14 protein-coding genes are annotated in these 15,764 nt (G+C 67.3%); 3 read left to right on the top strand and 11 right to left on the bottom strand.

The window, feature by feature from the left end; genetic code table 11:
* Positions 1–58: 58 nt before the first annotated feature.
* Together AArcSl_RS01370 and AArcSl_RS01365 are read left to right on the top strand one after the other, a co-directional pair.
* Positions 59–1,450: a M28 family peptidase gene (locus tag AArcSl_RS01370; protein ID WP_119813989.1), complete on the top strand. Its 1,392-nt coding sequence runs from the start codon at positions 59–61 to the stop codon at positions 1,448–1,450.
* A 131-nt stretch (positions 1,451–1,581) separates the two neighbouring features.
* Entirely contained in the window at positions 1,582–2,031 is a 450-nt protein-coding gene (locus tag AArcSl_RS01365; protein ID WP_119813987.1) for a DUF2062 domain-containing protein, read from the top strand.
* Positions 2,032–2,124: 93 nt separating this feature from the next.
* Here the strand turns inward: AArcSl_RS01365 and AArcSl_RS01360 are convergent, their stop codons facing one another.
* Positions 2,125–2,448 carry an ArsR/SmtB family transcription factor gene (locus AArcSl_RS01360; protein ID WP_119813985.1) on the bottom strand — a complete coding sequence of 108 codons (324 nt, stop codon included), beginning with the start codon at positions 2,446–2,448 and terminating at the stop codon, positions 2,125–2,127.
* A 59-nt stretch (positions 2,449–2,507) separates the two neighbouring features.
* Here AArcSl_RS01360 and AArcSl_RS01355 point away from each other — a divergent pair, with 59 nt between their 5' ends.
* The gene (locus AArcSl_RS01355) at positions 2,508–2,804 is read left to right on the top strand and encodes an amphi-Trp domain-containing protein (RefSeq protein ID WP_119813983.1); all 297 of its coding nucleotides are present in this window, start codon (positions 2,508–2,510) and stop codon (positions 2,802–2,804) included.
* A 31-nt stretch (positions 2,805–2,835) separates the two neighbouring features.
* Here the strand turns inward: AArcSl_RS01355 and AArcSl_RS01350 are convergent, their stop codons facing one another.
* The 10 genes from AArcSl_RS01350 to mutS form a co-directional block, all read right to left on the bottom strand.
* The gene (locus AArcSl_RS01350) at positions 2,836–4,020 is read right to left on the bottom strand and encodes an outer membrane protein assembly factor BamB family protein (RefSeq protein WP_119813980.1); all 1,185 of its coding nucleotides are present in this window, start codon (positions 4,018–4,020) and stop codon (positions 2,836–2,838) included.
* Entirely contained in the window at positions 4,017–5,030 is a 1,014-nt protein-coding gene (locus AArcSl_RS01345) for a M48 family metalloprotease (protein WP_119813978.1), read from the bottom strand. Before AArcSl_RS01345 ends, AArcSl_RS01350 begins: the two co-directional genes overlap by 4 nt.
* Before the next feature lie 99 nt (positions 5,031–5,129).
* Positions 5,130–5,966: an endonuclease III domain-containing protein gene (locus AArcSl_RS01340; RefSeq protein WP_119813976.1), complete on the bottom strand. Its 837-nt coding sequence runs from the start codon at positions 5,964–5,966 to the stop codon at positions 5,130–5,132.
* A 56-nt stretch (positions 5,967–6,022) separates the two neighbouring features.
* A complete protein-coding gene (locus AArcSl_RS01335) occupies positions 6,023–6,475 on the bottom strand; it encodes a DUF371 domain-containing protein (RefSeq protein WP_119813974.1) in 453 nt (150 codons plus the stop codon).
* Between the two features lie 80 nt (positions 6,476–6,555).
* Positions 6,556–7,011, bottom strand: coding sequence for a hypothetical protein (locus AArcSl_RS01330; RefSeq protein WP_133412111.1), 456 nt, complete (start codon positions 7,009–7,011; stop codon positions 6,556–6,558).
* A complete protein-coding gene (locus AArcSl_RS01325) occupies positions 7,008–7,691 on the bottom strand; it encodes a LysE family translocator (RefSeq protein WP_119813970.1) in 684 nt (227 codons plus the stop codon). Before AArcSl_RS01325 ends, AArcSl_RS01330 begins: the two co-directional genes overlap by 4 nt.
* Positions 7,692–7,817: 126 nt before the next feature.
* Complete coding sequence (gene arcS / locus AArcSl_RS01320; RefSeq protein WP_119813968.1) at positions 7,818–9,641, bottom strand: archaeosine synthase subunit alpha; 1,824 nt, start codon at positions 9,639–9,641, stop codon at positions 7,818–7,820.
* A 57-nt stretch (positions 9,642–9,698) separates the two neighbouring features.
* Positions 9,699–11,195 (bottom strand): tRNA guanosine(15) transglycosylase TgtA, encoded by a 1,497-nt coding sequence (gene tgtA, locus AArcSl_RS01315; RefSeq protein ID WP_119813966.1) that lies wholly within the window; start codon positions 11,193–11,195, stop codon positions 9,699–9,701.
* 77 nt (positions 11,196–11,272) lie between these two features.
* A complete protein-coding gene (gene mutL, locus AArcSl_RS01310) occupies positions 11,273–13,081 on the bottom strand; it encodes a DNA mismatch repair endonuclease MutL (protein WP_119813964.1) in 1,809 nt (602 codons plus the stop codon).
* Complete coding sequence (mutS, locus tag AArcSl_RS01305; protein ID WP_119813962.1) at positions 13,074–15,752, bottom strand: DNA mismatch repair protein MutS; 2,679 nt, start codon at positions 15,750–15,752, stop codon at positions 13,074–13,076. Before mutS ends, mutL begins: the two co-directional genes overlap by 8 nt.
* Positions 15,753–15,764 lie beyond the last annotated feature (12 nt).

Genomic DNA, 15,764 nt, shown 5'->3' with positions numbered 1-15,764 from the left:
CGCAGGTTGATCGACCGCTTTCCGCAGTCTTTTGCGCCCCCGTCCCGTGGGTTTCCGCATGTCAGACGAATCCGCCGAGCGACCGTCCACAGCGGGTGCGACGGGGACGTATCCTTCGGCGCTTCTCGACGCCCTCGGACGCGCGTGGACCGATCGGACAGCCTGGGAGTTTCTCACCGAGATCACCGCCATCGGGAGCCGAATGGCCGGCAGCTCCGGGGAACGACGGGCAGCCGAGGCGGTCGCCCGGGGGTTCCGGGACGCCGGCGTCGCCGAGGTGACCGAAGAGACGTTCGAGCTGACCGGCTGGACGCGAGGGGAGTCGACGCTGGAACTGCTGTCGCCACGCGAGCGCCCGTTCGAGACGATCGCGCTGCCGTACTCCCCGTCGGGCGAGGTGACCGGAGAACTCGTCGACGTGGGGTACGGCACGCCCGGTGAGATCGACGACCTCGACGTCACCCTCGAGGGACAGATCGCCGTCGCCTCGACGACGACCCCGCCGGGCGGGCGGTTCATCCACCGGGTCGAGAAGTTCGGCTACGCGATCGAGCAGGGTGCGGAGGCGTTCGTCTTCGCAAACCACGTGGATGGACAGCTGCCGCCGACGGGGGCGCTCACGTTCGGCGAGGAGGCCCTTGCTCCGGCGGTCGGCGTCAGCAGCGAAACCGGGACATGGCTCCGAGAGTACGCGGTCAACACTCCCGGCGAAGCGGGACAGGTTCGCCTCGCGGTGGAGGCGTCGACGGCGCCGGGGACGAGCCGAAACATCGTGGGTCGTCTCGGTCCGGACACCGACGGGACGCTGTTGTTGCTCGCCCACTACGATGCCCACGACATCGCCGAGGGGGCACTGGACAACGGTTGCGGAATCACGACCGTGGTCGAGACCGCCCGGATACTGTCGGCGGTCGAAGACGAGCTCTCGATCGGTGTCCGGGTTGCCGGCGTCGGCTGCGAGGAGGTCGGGCTCCTGGGCGCAGAGGAACTCGCTGAGCGGCTCGACCTGACTGACGTCCACGGCGTGATCAACGTTGACGGCGCGGGACGCCACCGGAACCTGGTGGCGTATTCCCACGGCTCGGAGGCGACGGCGGGGGCCGCGCGGGCGGTGTCGGAGGCGACCCGCCAGCCGATCGAAATCGAACCGGAACCGCATCCGTTCTCGGATCAGTGGCCGTTCGTCCGGCGGGGTGTGCCGGCGCTGCAGCTCCACAGCGACAGCGGCGAGCGCGGGCGGGGATGGGGCCACACCCACGCCGACACCCGGGACAAGGTGGACGACCGAAACGTGCGCGAACACGCCATGTTGACGGCGCTTCTGGCGTTCGAACTCGGCGAACGGGAGCTCCCGCGATTGGACGACGTCGAACTCTCGGAGGCGTTCCGTGAGGCCGACTTCGAGGTCGGCATGCGCGCGGCCGGGCTGTGGCCCGAAAAGTGGGAGTGAGTTCGAGGTTCGTCGAACCGAACCGAACGGAGAGCTCGATTTCGCGGATTCTCCAGAATACAGGGCCCGAACACAATACGGAGGATTAACCTTCTGGGTACGAAAACCGCTTTTACGGAAGCGAGAGTGTAATGATCCGGGATCGCGTCGTCGGGTATCGCGAACGGGTGCAGACGCGCCTTCGAGCGACGTTTTCACAGGACCACCCACCTCACTTCATCGCTGTGAGCTTTGCGATCGGCGTGTTCATGACGACGTTGCCGACGCTCGGAACCGGACTGATCGTCCTCGCAGCCATCGGGTATCGGTACGCGTGGGCGAACAACCTGGCACTGTTCGCTGCTGTCGTGGTCTTAAATCCGGTCGCAAAAACTGGGGTGTACTCGATGAGTTTCATCCTCGGGACGATACTGCTCGGCTCGCCGCCCGGTATTACGAATCCAGAGATCGGATTGACCGCAGGGCGTGAGATCCTCGTTCGGCTCCTCGCCGGAAACGCGATCATAGCGGTCGTCTTCGCTCTGGTCGGCTACGCTTTCGCTCACTACGGTGTTCGGGCGGTTCGTCGCTATAAAAAGTAGCAGTCTCATCTGGCGCCGAACCCACCGCGGGGACGGAACTGTCTTTCCTAATCCCTCCTGCGATGTTCGACTCGGTGCCGTCCGGATCCGTCGTCACTGGCAGCTCTTTCGTTCGCTGGAACCGTTCGGTTCCGAGTCACTCTCTTCGAGAGCGTGTGGGAACTGCACGACGAACCGTCGGTCCGGGGACGGTGAAATCTCCAGGCGGACGTCCCGGACTAACGTGTAGTAGCGTCTCCGCCCCTCTTTATACGAGTCGAGCAGTCCGGCTCGAGTCAGCGTGTCGAGATGGTGTGTCGCCGTTTTCCCGTCCATCCCGACGGTTTCCATGAGTTCGGAGACGTACATGTCGCGCCGGGAGAGTGCACGGAGCAGTTCGAGCCGCGTTTTCGAGCCGAGCAGTTCGAGCGAATCCATATAGAGATATTATTCCAATGAAAATTTATCAATCTTGGGCGGCAAGTGTCGACTGAACCATGCCCGAAGTCCCGACTGACGACGCGGAACCGACGATTGAAACGATCACTGACGGCTATTTCGAGGAGGAGTACTACGTCAGCGCGGAAGATGCGGGTGAGTTCCTGATCGAACTCGGCGAACAGCTCAAAGAGGGGGAGGAACTAACGATCACTGGCGACGACTGGGAGTTGCCGTTCGCGTTCGGTGAGCCGGTGGAACTGGAGATCGAATTCGAGGGTGATGGCGAACCGGAACTCGAAATCGAGATCGAACTCACCGGCAAGACCGAGACCGAGAGCCCAGAAATCGAGTGAGTATCGACTGACCGGCGGCGTGTCGGGGACCTCAAAAGAGGAGTCCCGGCTCTTCATCGACCCGTTGGAACCAGACGATCCCGCCGGCTTCGAGCAGAAACGCGACCGTCTCACCGTCGATCCAGCCGTCGACGACAGCACAGTTCCGGCGGTCGAGAGTGTGACTCCAGCGTCGGCCGTCTGCATCCGCCCCGATCGCCTCACAGTTATCCCCGAGCGAGTAGACCCCAGCGGGTCCGGCTACGATCGGGGCAGTGGCACCGACGTCGCCACTCTCCCATCGGCGGACACCGTCCTCCAGATCGTAGGCGGTCACAGTTCCGTGAGTCACGACGTGAACCCCACCGTCGGCGATAGCCGGCCGGGCGCTCCCACCTCGAACGCTCGTCGACCAGTGTACCTCCCCGTTTAGCGTGTCGACGACTGCGAGGTCGTCCTGGTCGTCGAACAGCCTCCCGCGCGCCCGGACGACGGTCATCCCCTCCGCAGTCTGCTCCCCGGTCGTCGCGAACGTCGCCGGGCCGTCGATGTCGAACTCCCAGATGGTCTCGCCGTCGGCATCCAGCGCGAGCGCCGCCGACTCGGTCGACGCCAGCACGATCCCGTCTCCAACGCGGAGTGTCTCCACTGGTTCTGCAACGTCCCGTTCCCAGACGACGGTGCCTTCTCGAACCGCGAGGAGTCGGTTTCCGTCGGGCACGTACGCCGTCCCGTCACGGGCGGCGATCGGCGCGTCCGGCTCGTCGAGTTCCACGCGCCATGCCGCTTCGATACCGTCGGTGTTGTCACCGACCTCGTTGGCTTCGCCGTCCTCGCTGTCCTCGCCATCTTCACCGTCATAGATCGGATCGGTGGCGACGAGGCGGTTGGCCTCATCGAGGAGATAGAGCCGCTCCCCGAGCGCCAGGTCCCGGGACGGCTCGAGGTGAACGAACTCGCCGATCTCGTTGCCGTCCCGGTCGGAGATGCGGACGGTCGTCGCTGTGTCGAACGACCGGTCGCCGAACTCGCCCACCCACTGCTGGCCGCTTCTTGCGGCGGCGACCCAGTTCCCGGCAACGTCGAAGCGGTTGCTGCCGCCCGGGCCTCCGATCCCCGTGAGAAGCGACGCCTCGCCCCGGACGTCGCCGCCGCCGGGTGCGTATCCGCAGCCGGCGACCCCTGCTGTGGTCCCGGTCGCGAGTCCGGCGAGGAGCCGTCGTCGATTCCAGTTCATTCGAGTTCACCTGCCAGTTCGCGGAGCCGATCGATGCGCTCTTCGGTCGGCGGGTGGGTGTCGGGGAAGATGTCCGTCGAAACGAGATCCGCGTCGGTAAACGAGCGCCCCGAAAGCGGCGCGACGTACAGCGCTTCGGCGCCGCCGTCGAGTTTCCGGAGGTCCCGATCCGGGACGTCGGGCATCTCCGCCTCGAGCGTTCGGAGCGCGCTCGCGAGTGCGGCCGGCTCGCCGGTCAACGCCGCCGCACCACGGTCCGCGGCGTATTCACGGTACCGAGAGAGGATCCGATGGATCAGCACGCTTGCCGCCCAGAACATCGCCGAGATGGCGATGGTGACGACGGCGGTGACCGTGAGGACGAGCACCGCCTTCGCCAGCCCGTCGCTACTCCGGCCGGATGAGCGTCCGGAGCCGAGCGCACGGTAGGTCCCGTACAGCAGATACGCCGCCGCGAGCGCCAGATAGTAGGTGACTGTCGGCAGCAGCCAGGCGACGGTCATGACGGTCGCGTCGCGGTTCTTGAGGTGGGCGATTTCGTGGGCGAGGACGGCCTCGAGTTCCGTCTCGTCCAGCCGGTCGAGCAGCCCGGTCGTCACGAGGATCGAGGCGCCGGTCGGTCCGCGGACTGCAGCCGCGTTCGGGGCGTCGTTTTTCGCGACGGCGACGTCGGGAGGCTCGACGTCTGCAGCCTGTGCCAACCGGGTCACCCTGGCGTGTAGCTCCGGGCGCTCCTCGGGACTGACGCGGCGAGCACCGAGTGTTCCAAGTACCGTCGACGGGCCGAACCAGGCCTGTGTCGCGAGTCCGCCGGCGACGATCACGACAGCCAGCAGGGGACTGACGTAGACGCGACCGTGGTACGGTCCGTGACCGAACGACTCGAGCAACGGGAGGAGCACGTGGTTGATCGCGGCCACGAACGCGTAAATGAATCCGAACGGCAGGAGGACCACGAGGGCGGTGGCTATCAGGATCCGGCGTCTGAGAGCGGGGTCCTCGGCGGACATGGGAGGGCAGGTGTGTACGAATAGCTCTCAAATGACATTAAAATACTCGGTTCGATCGAGGAGGGGGCGGCTCATCCAACCGCTCTGCGCTCCGGTCCACTATCGCTCGACTGCGTCCGCCGGATCCACCACTTCACCCGCGAGTTCGTCGATACCGATCCGGTCACACAGGTCGTACAGGGGACACGCCTCGGGTCCGTCGAGACACGCCGGCTCCCGAGCCGTGCAGTACTCTCGACCGAACTGGATCATCGAAGTGTGGCCGAAGCCGCACTTCTCGCCGGGCACCGCCGCCTCCAACTGCTCGCGAACCTCCTCGTGGTCGGCGTCGGGCGGTGCGAGACCCGTCCGCCGGGCGATCCGGTGGACGTGGGTGTCGACGGGAAAAACCCCCTCCTGACCCCCCGAAAACAGGAGCACGCAGTCGGCAGTTTTCGGTCCAACTCCCCGGATCGACAGAAGCGTTTCCCGGACCTCCCCGGGATCGCCCGTCGTCACGTACTCGTCGAAGGCAACCGCCGACCCATAAGAGTCGAGTACCCACTCGGCTGCCTCGCCGATCACCTTCGACTTCTGGTTGTACAGCCCCGCCGAGGAGATCGTCTCCGCCAGCTCCGATCGTTCGGCGTCGGCGAGCGCCCGGGCGAGGTCGTCGGTTCCCGGTTTGCCCGCTTCCGGGTTCCCGTCCGTGCCGTATCGGGCCATCAACTCCTCGAATGCGGGCTGGCTTGCCTTGTCGGAGGTGTTCTGTGACAGGATTGTTCGGACGAGGCACTCGAAGGCTGCCTGTCCCCCGTACGCCTTCTCCCAGTACATGTCTCCGAGTTCGTCGATGACAGCCTCCGCCCGCGTCTCCGGGTCGCCGTCCGGAAACGCCTCCGCGCGGCCGCCGCCGCCGGCGCCACCGCTTATGTTCTCGGCGGGTTCTTCGGCCATGATGCGCCGTATGGGCTCGGCCGACGAGAACGTTTTCATACTCGATGTCCGCCCTCTCACTCGACGGTCAGCGTCAGCGTCACGTCGGCCCCCTCGGCCAGCGCAGCCACGAGTTCCCTGTCGACATCGACGGCGGCGGAGTCCGCCTCCACGAGTACCGTCCGATCGTCGACGTAGTCGCTCGTGCGCCCGACCAGGCTCCGGTCGCTCTCGAAGGTGAGTTCCGGATCGCCGCGTCCGGTGATGGTCTCGACGAGCGGCTCCGCCTCGCCGTTCGAGCCGACGGGAGCGACCTCCAGTCGGGCAGTGATTGTGGTGTTCCGGTCCCTGCAGGCCGCCACGAATTCTGCGGAAAAGTCCGCTGGTGTTCGATCCGCGTCGACGGCGAGGATACAGTCTCCCGCCGGCGTGAGCCAGTCGTCGCTTGTCACCTCAAAGGTGCTCTCGTGTTCGCCGCGGACGTTCTCGTGACCCCTGGCCCGGACCGTCTCGGTGTGGGCGTCGTCCATACCCGGCCATCGCCGCCTGAGAACCAAGTCCCTGACGACCTTCGCTCGGAACGTCATCACCTCGCGAGATCCACCGCACCTCACCACATCGAGCGCGTGTACTCGAACGACAGTTCGTCGACGTGATCGGGATCGAGACCCGCGTCCGCGAACATGCGTCTGAACGTCTCCCGATACTCGTCTTCGGGGATTTCCTCGCCCGCCGGCAGCACGATCCGGAGATTGAACCCGCCCAGTCGATCGAACTTGAGCCGGTACTCGCGGTCACCGTCCCGGTGGACGACTGCGAGGCTCTGGACGACGAAGTCGACGTCGGCGAACTGCACCCCGTCTCGCAACGAGCGCTCCGTGTACCAGCCATCGCCGCCGGTTCCGGATCCCTCCACGTCGGTTCGTTCCGCCTCCATGTGGGCGTAGGCTCTCTGGAACGTCACCGGGTCGGAGGCGTCGATTGACGGGGTTCGCGTCCCCGCGACCACCTGTTCTCGGAGGTCGGCTTTCGCCGGAACTCCGGGAGGTCTGCGATCGGTGCTCAACCCAGTAACGTCGCGGCCGCGTCCGACAGGAAGTAGACGCCGAACCCCACGAGCACCAGCGCCGACAGCACGGCGACGACCGGCGCCATGCTGTCGATCCGTCGTTCGGCGTACACAAGCGCCGCCGGGTAGGCGACGATCCAGATCCCGATCCCGACGAACAGCCCGCCGACGAGCGCCGCCGACCCGGTTTCGACGATGACGGTTCCGGCAAGCGCCTCGCCGACGTAGGGCACCTGCGCGAACAGGTCGACCCGACCCGGACGCAACAGGGCCGTGCCGATCGTGAGCCAAAAGAGGATCTGGTAGGGGTTCGACAGTCCGAGGACCAGCGCCTTCCGGAATCCGCGGCTCTCGGGGAGCGTCCCGTCGGTCGGCCGGAACGACGCGCGTGCGCTCCGGATCGCGTCGTACGCGAAGTACAGCATGAACAGCCCGCCCACGCCGATCATCACGGCCTGGAGAGTCTCGAACCGCTCGACGACTGCCACGACGCCGACGGACGCCAGGACGAAGAAAAGCAGGTCGGCGACGCCGGCCCCCAGTCCGGCCATGAATCCTTCCCGCCACCCCCGGACCACGGACTCCTCGGCGATGATCGCGTTCATCGGGCCGGGCGGCGCAGCCAGCGCCAGGCCGAAGACGGTTCCAAGCAGCAGCGAACTCAGCGTCGATACCACACCGTATCGGCGGACAGCAACCCCGATAAATGGACTGATTCCATCCGGATGATCGAACGACACCTGCCACCGACGATCGGGCCGCGGGTGTGATCGCCCCTCACCGAACTAGCCCGACGACAGGCGCTACTTCTCTTCGACGTGCCGTACCGCGGAGGCGACGCCCCGCGTCGATTCGACCATCTCCGGGCCCGACATCGCCGCCCGCCCGACCCCGAACGCCTTCGGCCCCTCGATGACGACCTCGTCGCCGACCCGGATCGCGTCGTCGGCGTCGACGACGCCCGGCGCGAGCACCGACCCGTGGGGGACGAACCCGTCGATCTCGACGCGTTTCGTCGGCGCGTCGCTTTCGACCCACCGGCGTGCGCCGGCGAGCGTGAACGCCAGGGTGCCGTACTGCGGGACCACAGTCGCCAGCTGATCGCTGTCGTCCCCGCCTCGGTCGACGTCGCGGGCGCGGATCTGGAGCTTCGGGTATCGGCCGGTCGTCTCGATCGCGCCGTCGCCGAAGACGTCTTCGCCGGCGCCTGGGCCGAGCTGGTAGTCGGCGATCGCGCGGACCGTGTTGTGCTCCCGCTGGCGCTTCGCGTACGCCAGTTCCCCCTCCAGCACCTCCCGGAGATTCGACAGCGAGTCGGCCGAGGTCGGGTGGCCATCGCAGGTGAACTCGAACGGGACGTCGACCTCCTCGGCCACCCGTTCGCAGATCTCGCGGTAGCCCTCGTCGGGGACGTGCGCGATCACCCGGGGGTAGTCGTTGCCCTCGAGATACCGCTCCAGAACTTCCGCGACGAACCCCTTCTCGTCTTCGGACCACTGGCCCGTCACCACCGTGTCGTAATGCTGGGCCGGATATGTCAATTCGAGCTCCTGCGGGACCACCCCGATCGGGGAGGTCATCGAGACGATGTGGGCTCGCCAGCCGATCGCATCGTGGAACTGTTTGTGGCTCTGGGAGTCGGAGTACGGCTTGCGCGCAGAACAGGGAACCAACGCCAGCGGCGCCGAAAACCGATTTCGGTACCGGGTCGTCACCCGGTCGGCGAACCGCTGGATCTCCACCCGCCGGATGGTGTCCTCGCTTGCCGCGAGCAGTTCGGTGTCGCGCACGACGGGGGTCCGCTGTTCGAGGTAGCTGTACTGCTGATCGAACTCCCGGAACGCCGCGGTCAGCCACGCCTCGTGGCGGGCCTGCCCCTCGATGTAGTCCCGGAGCCGCCCGGCACGGATCCGCTCGCGAACCCGGCGGAGCTCCGCCTCCAGCGCGTTGACGTTGTGCTGGCTGCAGTCCTCACGGGTGAACTCCTCCCGGGGACCCTGACACGCCGGACACGAACAGGGAAGCTCGGTCAAATCCTCGAGGAAGTGTTCGCCGTCGGCGGTGAGGTATCGCCCCCGGGAGCCGGCGATCCGGGCGTACGTCCGGTCGAACAGGTCGACGCCGACGTACGAAAGCGTCGCGACGTTCGCGGGCGTCGCCACGCCGGAGAGAGACAGTGCGGTGTCGGCCGGAACCGCTTCCTTGATTGCGAGTACCGCCTCTTTCAGGCCGAACGCGTGCCCGATGAATCCCTGGACGTCAGAGAGGACGTACGCGTCCGGTGGACAGTCGACGCCGTCGTCGGGAGCGAGTTCGGACGCTTCCCCACCCGAACGTTCGGCGGCTTCACTGGAGACGACCGCGGCGGTCGGTGCGTCGACGTCGGCCGGATCGACCGCGAACGCGTCGCGGACGTCGGGCGGCGTCCCCGACGGGAACGCCCGGTGGGGAAGCACGGTCAACACCGAGTCGTCCGGCTCGGGTATCTCCCGATCGGCAGCCCACAGCGATCCGGCGTCCCGGAGCCGGTCGTCGATCGTCGCCGGCGTCGCGACCGGCGGGTCGAGCCGGAGCTCCCCGATCCGGGCGGGGCCGTCCCGTTCGAGGACCTCGAAGTAGTCGGTCATGAAAACGGATCGAACCCGGAGGCGGGAAGCTTTTGCGTTCCGTCGTCGTCCGGTCGATCACTCCTCGTCGTCCCGGCGCTCGATCTCCGCTAGGTTCTCGAGTTCGACTCCCCCGGGGACGCAGTCGAGTGCCGAGTCGACCCAGTCGTCGTGTGCGAGTTGGATCCGGCTGTCGGGTGCAACGTCGGCCAGCCGAGCGACCCCGTCGGCGGCGGCTCGCTGAGCGCGTTCGTCGGCCCGATCGGGCGTCTCGGCCGTCAGCGGGTACGTCTCCGCGAGTTCGCGGGGATACGGCCCGAACGGCGGATTGATCCGCCAGACTGCGTCGTATTCGTGTGTTCTCGGCACTCCACCTTCGGTGATCAGCACGCTGTCGGGAACGTCGAGACGGTCGAGACGGTCGTGATGTCGGAGAACCTCGGGTCGACGTGCGCTCTCGGGGGAGACGGCGAAGAACGTGCCTTTCGAGGTGGGATCTTCCCGTTCCAGCTGCTTTGCGCCGTCGAGCAGAGCCCTGTAGCCGTCCAGCAGTGCGGGATGGCCCCGGGCCCGCCGCTCGACGAGTTCGAGCAGGCGCCCCTTCCGGATCGCCTCCTTGATCCGGCGGAGCTCCGCGAAGCTGTCGTGGAGGTTGTGCTCGGCGAGCAGCCGTTCGGTCTCCGCTTCGGGTGCGTCACGCAGTTCGTCGGGGGTGTGCTCGACACACACCGGACACGAGCACGGAAGATACGACAGCTCCGAGAGGTGCTCCGTGCCGGAGGCGGTGAGATATCGCCCGTCGCGGGCGTAGATCGCGTACGCCGCGGAATCGAACAGGTCACACCCCGCCGCGACCGCCAGCGCGAACGTCATCGGGTGGCCCGCGCCGAACAGGTGGACGGGGGCGGCCGGTCCGAGCCCTCGCTTTGCGGCGAGGACGGCCTCGATCATCTCGTCGTAGCGGTAGCTGTTCATCAGGGGAACGACGGCGCCGACGGGGAACACGTCGAGGTCGGTTTCGGCGGCGCGTTCGGCGGTCCGTTCCCGGAGGTCCGGATACGTCGACCCCTGGATCGGTGCGTTGACGAGCATCTCGCCGGTGTCTGCGGCCTCGGCGTCAGCGAGTGCCGTCTCGGTCGTCTCGAGGTCGCGTTCGGCCTGCTCGCGGCTCGCGGCCGGTGGCGTCGGAATGTCGACCGGGGTGGCGACGTCGGAGCCGATCTCCCGCTGGAACGCGAGGATCTCCTCGGTCGTCACGTCGATGTCGCCGTATTCGGCGAGCTGGAACGAACCCGAGTCGGTGGCGATGACGCCGTCGAACCCGAGCATCTCGTGGAGCCCCACAGACTGGGCCTGCTCCCGGAGATCGTCGTTCGAGTGGATGATGTAGGAGTTGGTGATCAGTATTTCAGCGCCGAACTCCCCGCGGAGACGAGAGGGAGCGATCGTCTCCAGGTTCGGGTTGATCACCGGCATCAGCGCCGGCGTCTCGACGACTGCGTCGGCCCTGGGGACGGACAGTTCCCCGATTCGGCCGAGACAGTCGGCGTCCCGCAGCTCGAAGCAGTCGCGCATACCCGTCGTGGAGCGGGCGCGTCACTAAGCCTTTCGAGTGGGATCGACCCCGGCCGCAGTCCTCGGGCCTCCAACGCTCACCCGAACCGGGTCTGTTCGCGGTCGAACTCCCGGGCGAGCGTCGCCTCCTCGATTCGCAACAGCGTGGGCCGACCGTGCGGACAGGCGTACGGCTCCGCACACTCCGCGAGCCGATTTAAAAGCGCGTTCGCCGCCGAGTCGGTCAGCGTCTGTCCCGCCTTCAGCGACGGGTGACACGCGAGGTCTCGGAGCAAGCGGTCCCGTCTCCGGTCCGGATCGCCGCCGCCGGCCAGCCGATCCAGCACGTCACAGAGCACGTCGGGATCCGCCTCCCGCCCCAGCGGGGCCGGCACCGCACGAACCCGGAGTAGGTTGCCCCCGAACGATTCGGCGTCGAAGCCGAGTTCCCGGATCGTCTCCTCGTTGGCCTCGAACACGGAGGGATGTCCTGGATCAAGCGAGACGGTTGCCGGCGGTTCCAGATCGCGTTGCGGGATCGCCTCCCCGGAGAGTGCCGCCCGGAGCCGCTCGTAGTTCACCCGTTCGTGGGCCGCGTGGCCGTCGACGACGATCAGGTCGCCGTCGAGTTCACACAGCAGATACAGCTCCCTGTACTGGCCGATAACTTCTGCGCCGGCGAGCGACGCCGCGGGACCGGCTGCGTCGGCGGTGCCCTCGGCCGCAAGCGGCGTCGCGAGATCGGTGGGTGCGGCGGCGGCCCGCTCGACGTCTGCGGTCTCGAGAGCTTCGGAAACCACCGTCTCGACAGCTGATTCGACCGCCCCTGAGACGGACAGGGCGACCCTCCGCTTCGCCGGATGGACGTTGGCGTCGACGAGCCGGGAGGGCAGCCCCACGTCGATCGCGACGATCGGATGGCGCCCGTCGGGGAGCAGCGTCCCGTAGCCGGACTCGACTGCGCGGGCGAGTTCCTCGTTCGACACGGGACGATCCCCGATCGCGATTCGGGTGGCGCCCCGCGAGGCACGGGTCTCGACCGGCGGGACGATCGCCCCCTGGATCCGACACTCGATCGAACCTTCACGCGATTCGTCATCCGGAGCGACCTGCTCGACATCCTCGACGTCGAGTTCGACGGTCCGGTCCAGTTCGATTGCCCGGCGGGCGACTTCTTTGCCGTAAACGGACAACAGCGCCCCCCGAACACCGTCGCCGTTCGTCGACAGCGTCTCCCGGCCGTCGTGAACCAGCGAGACCGCAACGTCTGGACGGGCGAGCGCGTAATCCGCGACGAGCGTCGAGATCCGCGAAAACTCGGTGCCCGGATCCGCAAGCGACGCCAACCGGGCCGGTCGGTCGGCGAACAGGTCGGTTACCTCTACGGTGGTGCCTCGACCCCGACCCGCGTCGGCAACGGTCTCGTCGCCGCGTTCCACGAGCACGCGGGTCCCCCGGTCGCCGCCGTCGTTGGTGACGATGTCGAGCGTCGCCGATTCAGCGACCGCCGCGAGCGCCTCACCCCGGAAGCCGAGGGTGTCGATCCGCCGGAGATCGGCTGCCGTCCCGAGCTTGCTCGTCGTGTGGGGTTCGACCGCGAGTTCGGCGTCCCGGCGACTCATTCCGCGTCCGTCGTCGGCGACGCGGATCCGTCCGTGGCGGGTGTCGTCCCGTCCCTGCCGGCCGTGGTCTCCCCGCGTCCCCGCGTTCCCGCGGTCCGTCCCGTCTCCGTCGACCGTGATCTCGATCCTGGATGCGCCGGCGTCGAGGGCGTTTTCGACGAGTTCGGCGACCACCCGCGCCGGCCGGGTGATCACCTCGCCGGCGGCGATCCGTTCGACGGTGTCGGCGTCCAGCTCGCGGACTCTGGACGGCTCGACCCCGTTTTCGGTAGCTTCGTCACTCATCGTCGAGCCGTTCCTGTAGCTCCTGGAGCGTGACCAGCGCCTCTATCGGGGTCGTCCGGGCCAGGTCGACCTCCCGGAGCGTGGAGAGCACTTCCTGCTTGGAACTCGGGGAGTCTTCCCCCTGGCCGGATTCGTCCGCGTCAGCGGTTTCGACTCGTGAGGGCTCCCCTGGGTCGGTTGCCTCGAGGAACTCCCGCGCACGCTGGACGACGGGATCCGGGACGCCTGCCATCTCGGCGACCTCGACGCCGTAGGAGGACGAGGACGGCCCGCGGGCCACCCGGTGGAGGAACGTCACGTCGCCGTCCTCCCGGGTCGCCGTGAAGTGGAGGTTGAACACCCGCTCGTACTCGTCGGCGAGCGTCGTCAGGTCGTGGTAGTGTGTCGCAAACAGCGTGGTCGCTTCCAGCTCATCGTGGACGAATTCGACGGCGGCACGGGCGATCGCCTGCCCGTCCGTCGTCGCAGTGCCGCGGCCGACCTCGTCCAGCAGGACGAGCGAGTCGGGCGTCGCGTCGTGGAGTACTTCCGTCAGCTCGGCCATCTCCCGCATGAACGTCGACTCCCCGCCCGCGATGTCGTCGCTCGCGCCCACCCTGGTGAAGACCCGGTCGACGACCGGAAGCCGTGCCCGCTGGGCGGGAACGAAGCTCCCCGACTGCGCGAGCACCACACACAGCGCGATCTGGCGCATATACGTCGACTTCCCGCTCATGTTCGGACCGGTGATGACGGCAATGCTCCCCCGGGGAAGCGTGGCGTCGTTGGGAACGAACTCCGAGTTGGTTCGCTCGACCACCGGATGTCGTCCGCCCTCGATCTCGATCTTCCCGTCGGATCGAACCGAGGGCCGAACGTACTCCCGCTCGACTGCGACGGTCGAAAACGAGGCGAGGGCGTCGAGTTCGGCGATTGCCGACGCGAGCGCCTGGATCCGGTCGGCCTCGCTGCCGACGCTCGATCGAACGTCGGTGAACAGCTCGTATTCGAGGCTGTCGGCGCGCTCGGCGGCCCCGAGGATCTCGTCTTCGCGCCGCTTCAGCCCCGGGGTATAAAAGCGCTCGGCGTTCTTCAGCGTCTGCCGCCGGCGGTAGTCGTCCGGCACCCGATCCAGGTTCGGATCGGTCACCTCGATGTAGTAGCCGTGGACCTGGTTGTGACCGACCTTCAGCGAGTCGATGCCGGTCCGATCCCGTTCGCGGGCCTCGAGATCCGCAACCCAGGCCCGGCCGTCGCGTTCGGTCGCCCGGAGCTCGTCGAGCCGTTCGTCGTACCCCTCGCGGACGATTCCGCCCTCAGTGATCTCCGTGGGCGGGTCGGGGGCGATCGCCTCGTCGATCAGTTCGCGGACGTCCGCGAGGGGATCCAGCCGGTCGTGGAGCTTCTCGAGGGCGTCGCTTTTGGGGGCGTCGCCTTCCGCGTCCGTCGCGTCGCCGTCTGAAAGCGCATCCCGGAGTTCGGGCACGATCTCGAGGGTGGCGAAAAGCGACCGGAGATCGCGTGCGTCCGCGCGCCCCCTGGAAATCCGGCCGACGAGACGTTCGAGGTCGTACGCCGCCGCGAGGCGGTCGCGGATCTCCTCGCGGACGATCGGCCGGTCGGCCAGTTCCGCGACGGCGTCGTGGCGGGCCTCGATCCGGTCCCGGTCCACGAGGGGTCGTCTGAGCCAGCGCTCGAGACGTCGCCGTCCCAGCGCCGAGACGGTTCGATCCAGGCTGTCGAACAGCGTGGTCCCGTCGACGCTGCCGCGGTTTTCGAACAGTTCCAGCGACCTGAGCGCCGCCGAATCCAGCCGGAGGTGATCCCGCGTGTCGTACCGCCGGGCCCGGGAGACGTACTCCAGGGGCCCGTCGTCCCCCTGGGTGTACTCGGCGTACGCGAGCACGGCGCCGGCAGCGCGTCGCTGTGCCGGCGAAAACCGGCGTTCCGGATCGGTGACGTACTCCCCGAGCCTGTCGCTCGCGCGGTCGAGTTCGAACGCCGCCGGATCGTACGCATTTACGTCCCAGTCGACGCCTGCCGTGTCGGGCGAGAATTCTGGGGCGTCGGGCGACCGGAGGAGCTCGGCGGGAGCGATCCGCTGGAGTTCTTCGGCGATCGTTGCGCGGTCGCCGTCGGTGACCAGACACTCCCCGGTGGAGACGTCGACGGCAGCGAGCCCGACGAGCTCGCCGTCAGTGGCTCTGCTCTCTGCGGTCCCGTCGGTCGGCTTCGTGCCGGCGACCGCAGCGACGTAGTTCGCTGCGCCACTGTCGAGCAGTTCGTCGTCGACGATCGTCCCGGGGGTGATCACCTGCGTGACGGCGCGATCCACCAGCCCTGTCGCCTCCTCGGCGTCCTCCACCTGGTCGGCGATCGCGACCCTGTAGCCTGCCTCCAGTAGCGGCTCGAGGTAGGAGGCGGCGTTGTCGATCGGGATCCCGGCCATCGGGTATTCGCCGGTCGAGTCCTCGCGTTGCGTCAGGGTCACTTCACAGATCCGTGCGACCGCCTCGGCCGCCTCACAGAACGCCTCGTAGAAGTCGCCGACCTGAAACAAGACGAGTGCGTCCTCGTGGTCGGCACACAGTTCGACGTACTGAGTAAGCATCGGCGTCAGCTCGTGGGCGACTGGTGCCATCGACGGCGGCACTCCAGTCACGCTCTCCTCGTCGATCCCCGCTTTCGCCATCGTTGTTCGATC

Origin of the sequence: Halalkaliarchaeum desulfuricum (assembly GCF_002952775.1) — an archaeon.
Classification (GTDB): Archaea; Halobacteriota; Halobacteria; order Halobacteriales; family Haloferacaceae; genus Halalkaliarchaeum; species Halalkaliarchaeum desulfuricum.
This window is presented reverse-complemented; position numbering and strand designations above follow the sequence as displayed.

Bases quoted from the DNA above. Each gene is read 5' to 3' on its own strand.
- AArcSl_RS01370 (WP_119813989.1), top strand. From the start codon at position 59: ATGTCAGACGAATCCGCCGAGCGACCGTCCACAGCGGGTGCGACGGGG.
- AArcSl_RS01365 (WP_119813987.1), top strand. From the start codon at position 1,582: ATGATCCGGGATCGCGTCGTCGGGTATCGCGAACGGGTGCAGACGCGC.
- AArcSl_RS01360 (WP_119813985.1), bottom strand. From the start codon at position 2,448: ATGGATTCGCTCGAACTGCTCGGCTCGAAAACGCGGCTCGAACTGCTC.
- AArcSl_RS01355 (WP_119813983.1), top strand. From the start codon at position 2,508: ATGCCCGAAGTCCCGACTGACGACGCGGAACCGACGATTGAAACGATC.
- AArcSl_RS01350 (WP_119813980.1), bottom strand. From the start codon at position 4,020: ATGAACTGGAATCGACGACGGCTCCTCGCCGGACTCGCGACCGGGACC.
- AArcSl_RS01345 (WP_119813978.1), bottom strand. From the start codon at position 5,030: ATGTCCGCCGAGGACCCCGCTCTCAGACGCCGGATCCTGATAGCCACC.
- AArcSl_RS01340 (WP_119813976.1), bottom strand. From the start codon at position 5,966: ATGGCCGAAGAACCCGCCGAGAACATAAGCGGTGGCGCCGGCGGCGGC.
- AArcSl_RS01335 (WP_119813974.1), bottom strand. From the start codon at position 6,475: ATGGACGACGCCCACACCGAGACGGTCCGGGCCAGGGGTCACGAGAAC.
- arcS (WP_119813968.1), bottom strand. From the start codon at position 9,641: ATGACCGACTACTTCGAGGTCCTCGAACGGGACGGCCCCGCCCGGATC.
- tgtA (WP_119813966.1), bottom strand. From the start codon at position 11,195: ATGCGCGACTGCTTCGAGCTGCGGGACGCCGACTGTCTCGGCCGAATC.
- mutL (WP_119813964.1), bottom strand. From the start codon at position 13,081: ATGAGTGACGAAGCTACCGAAAACGGGGTCGAGCCGTCCAGAGTCCGC.
- mutS (WP_119813962.1), bottom strand. From the start codon at position 15,752: ATGGCGAAAGCGGGGATCGACGAGGAGAGCGTGACTGGAGTGCCGCCG.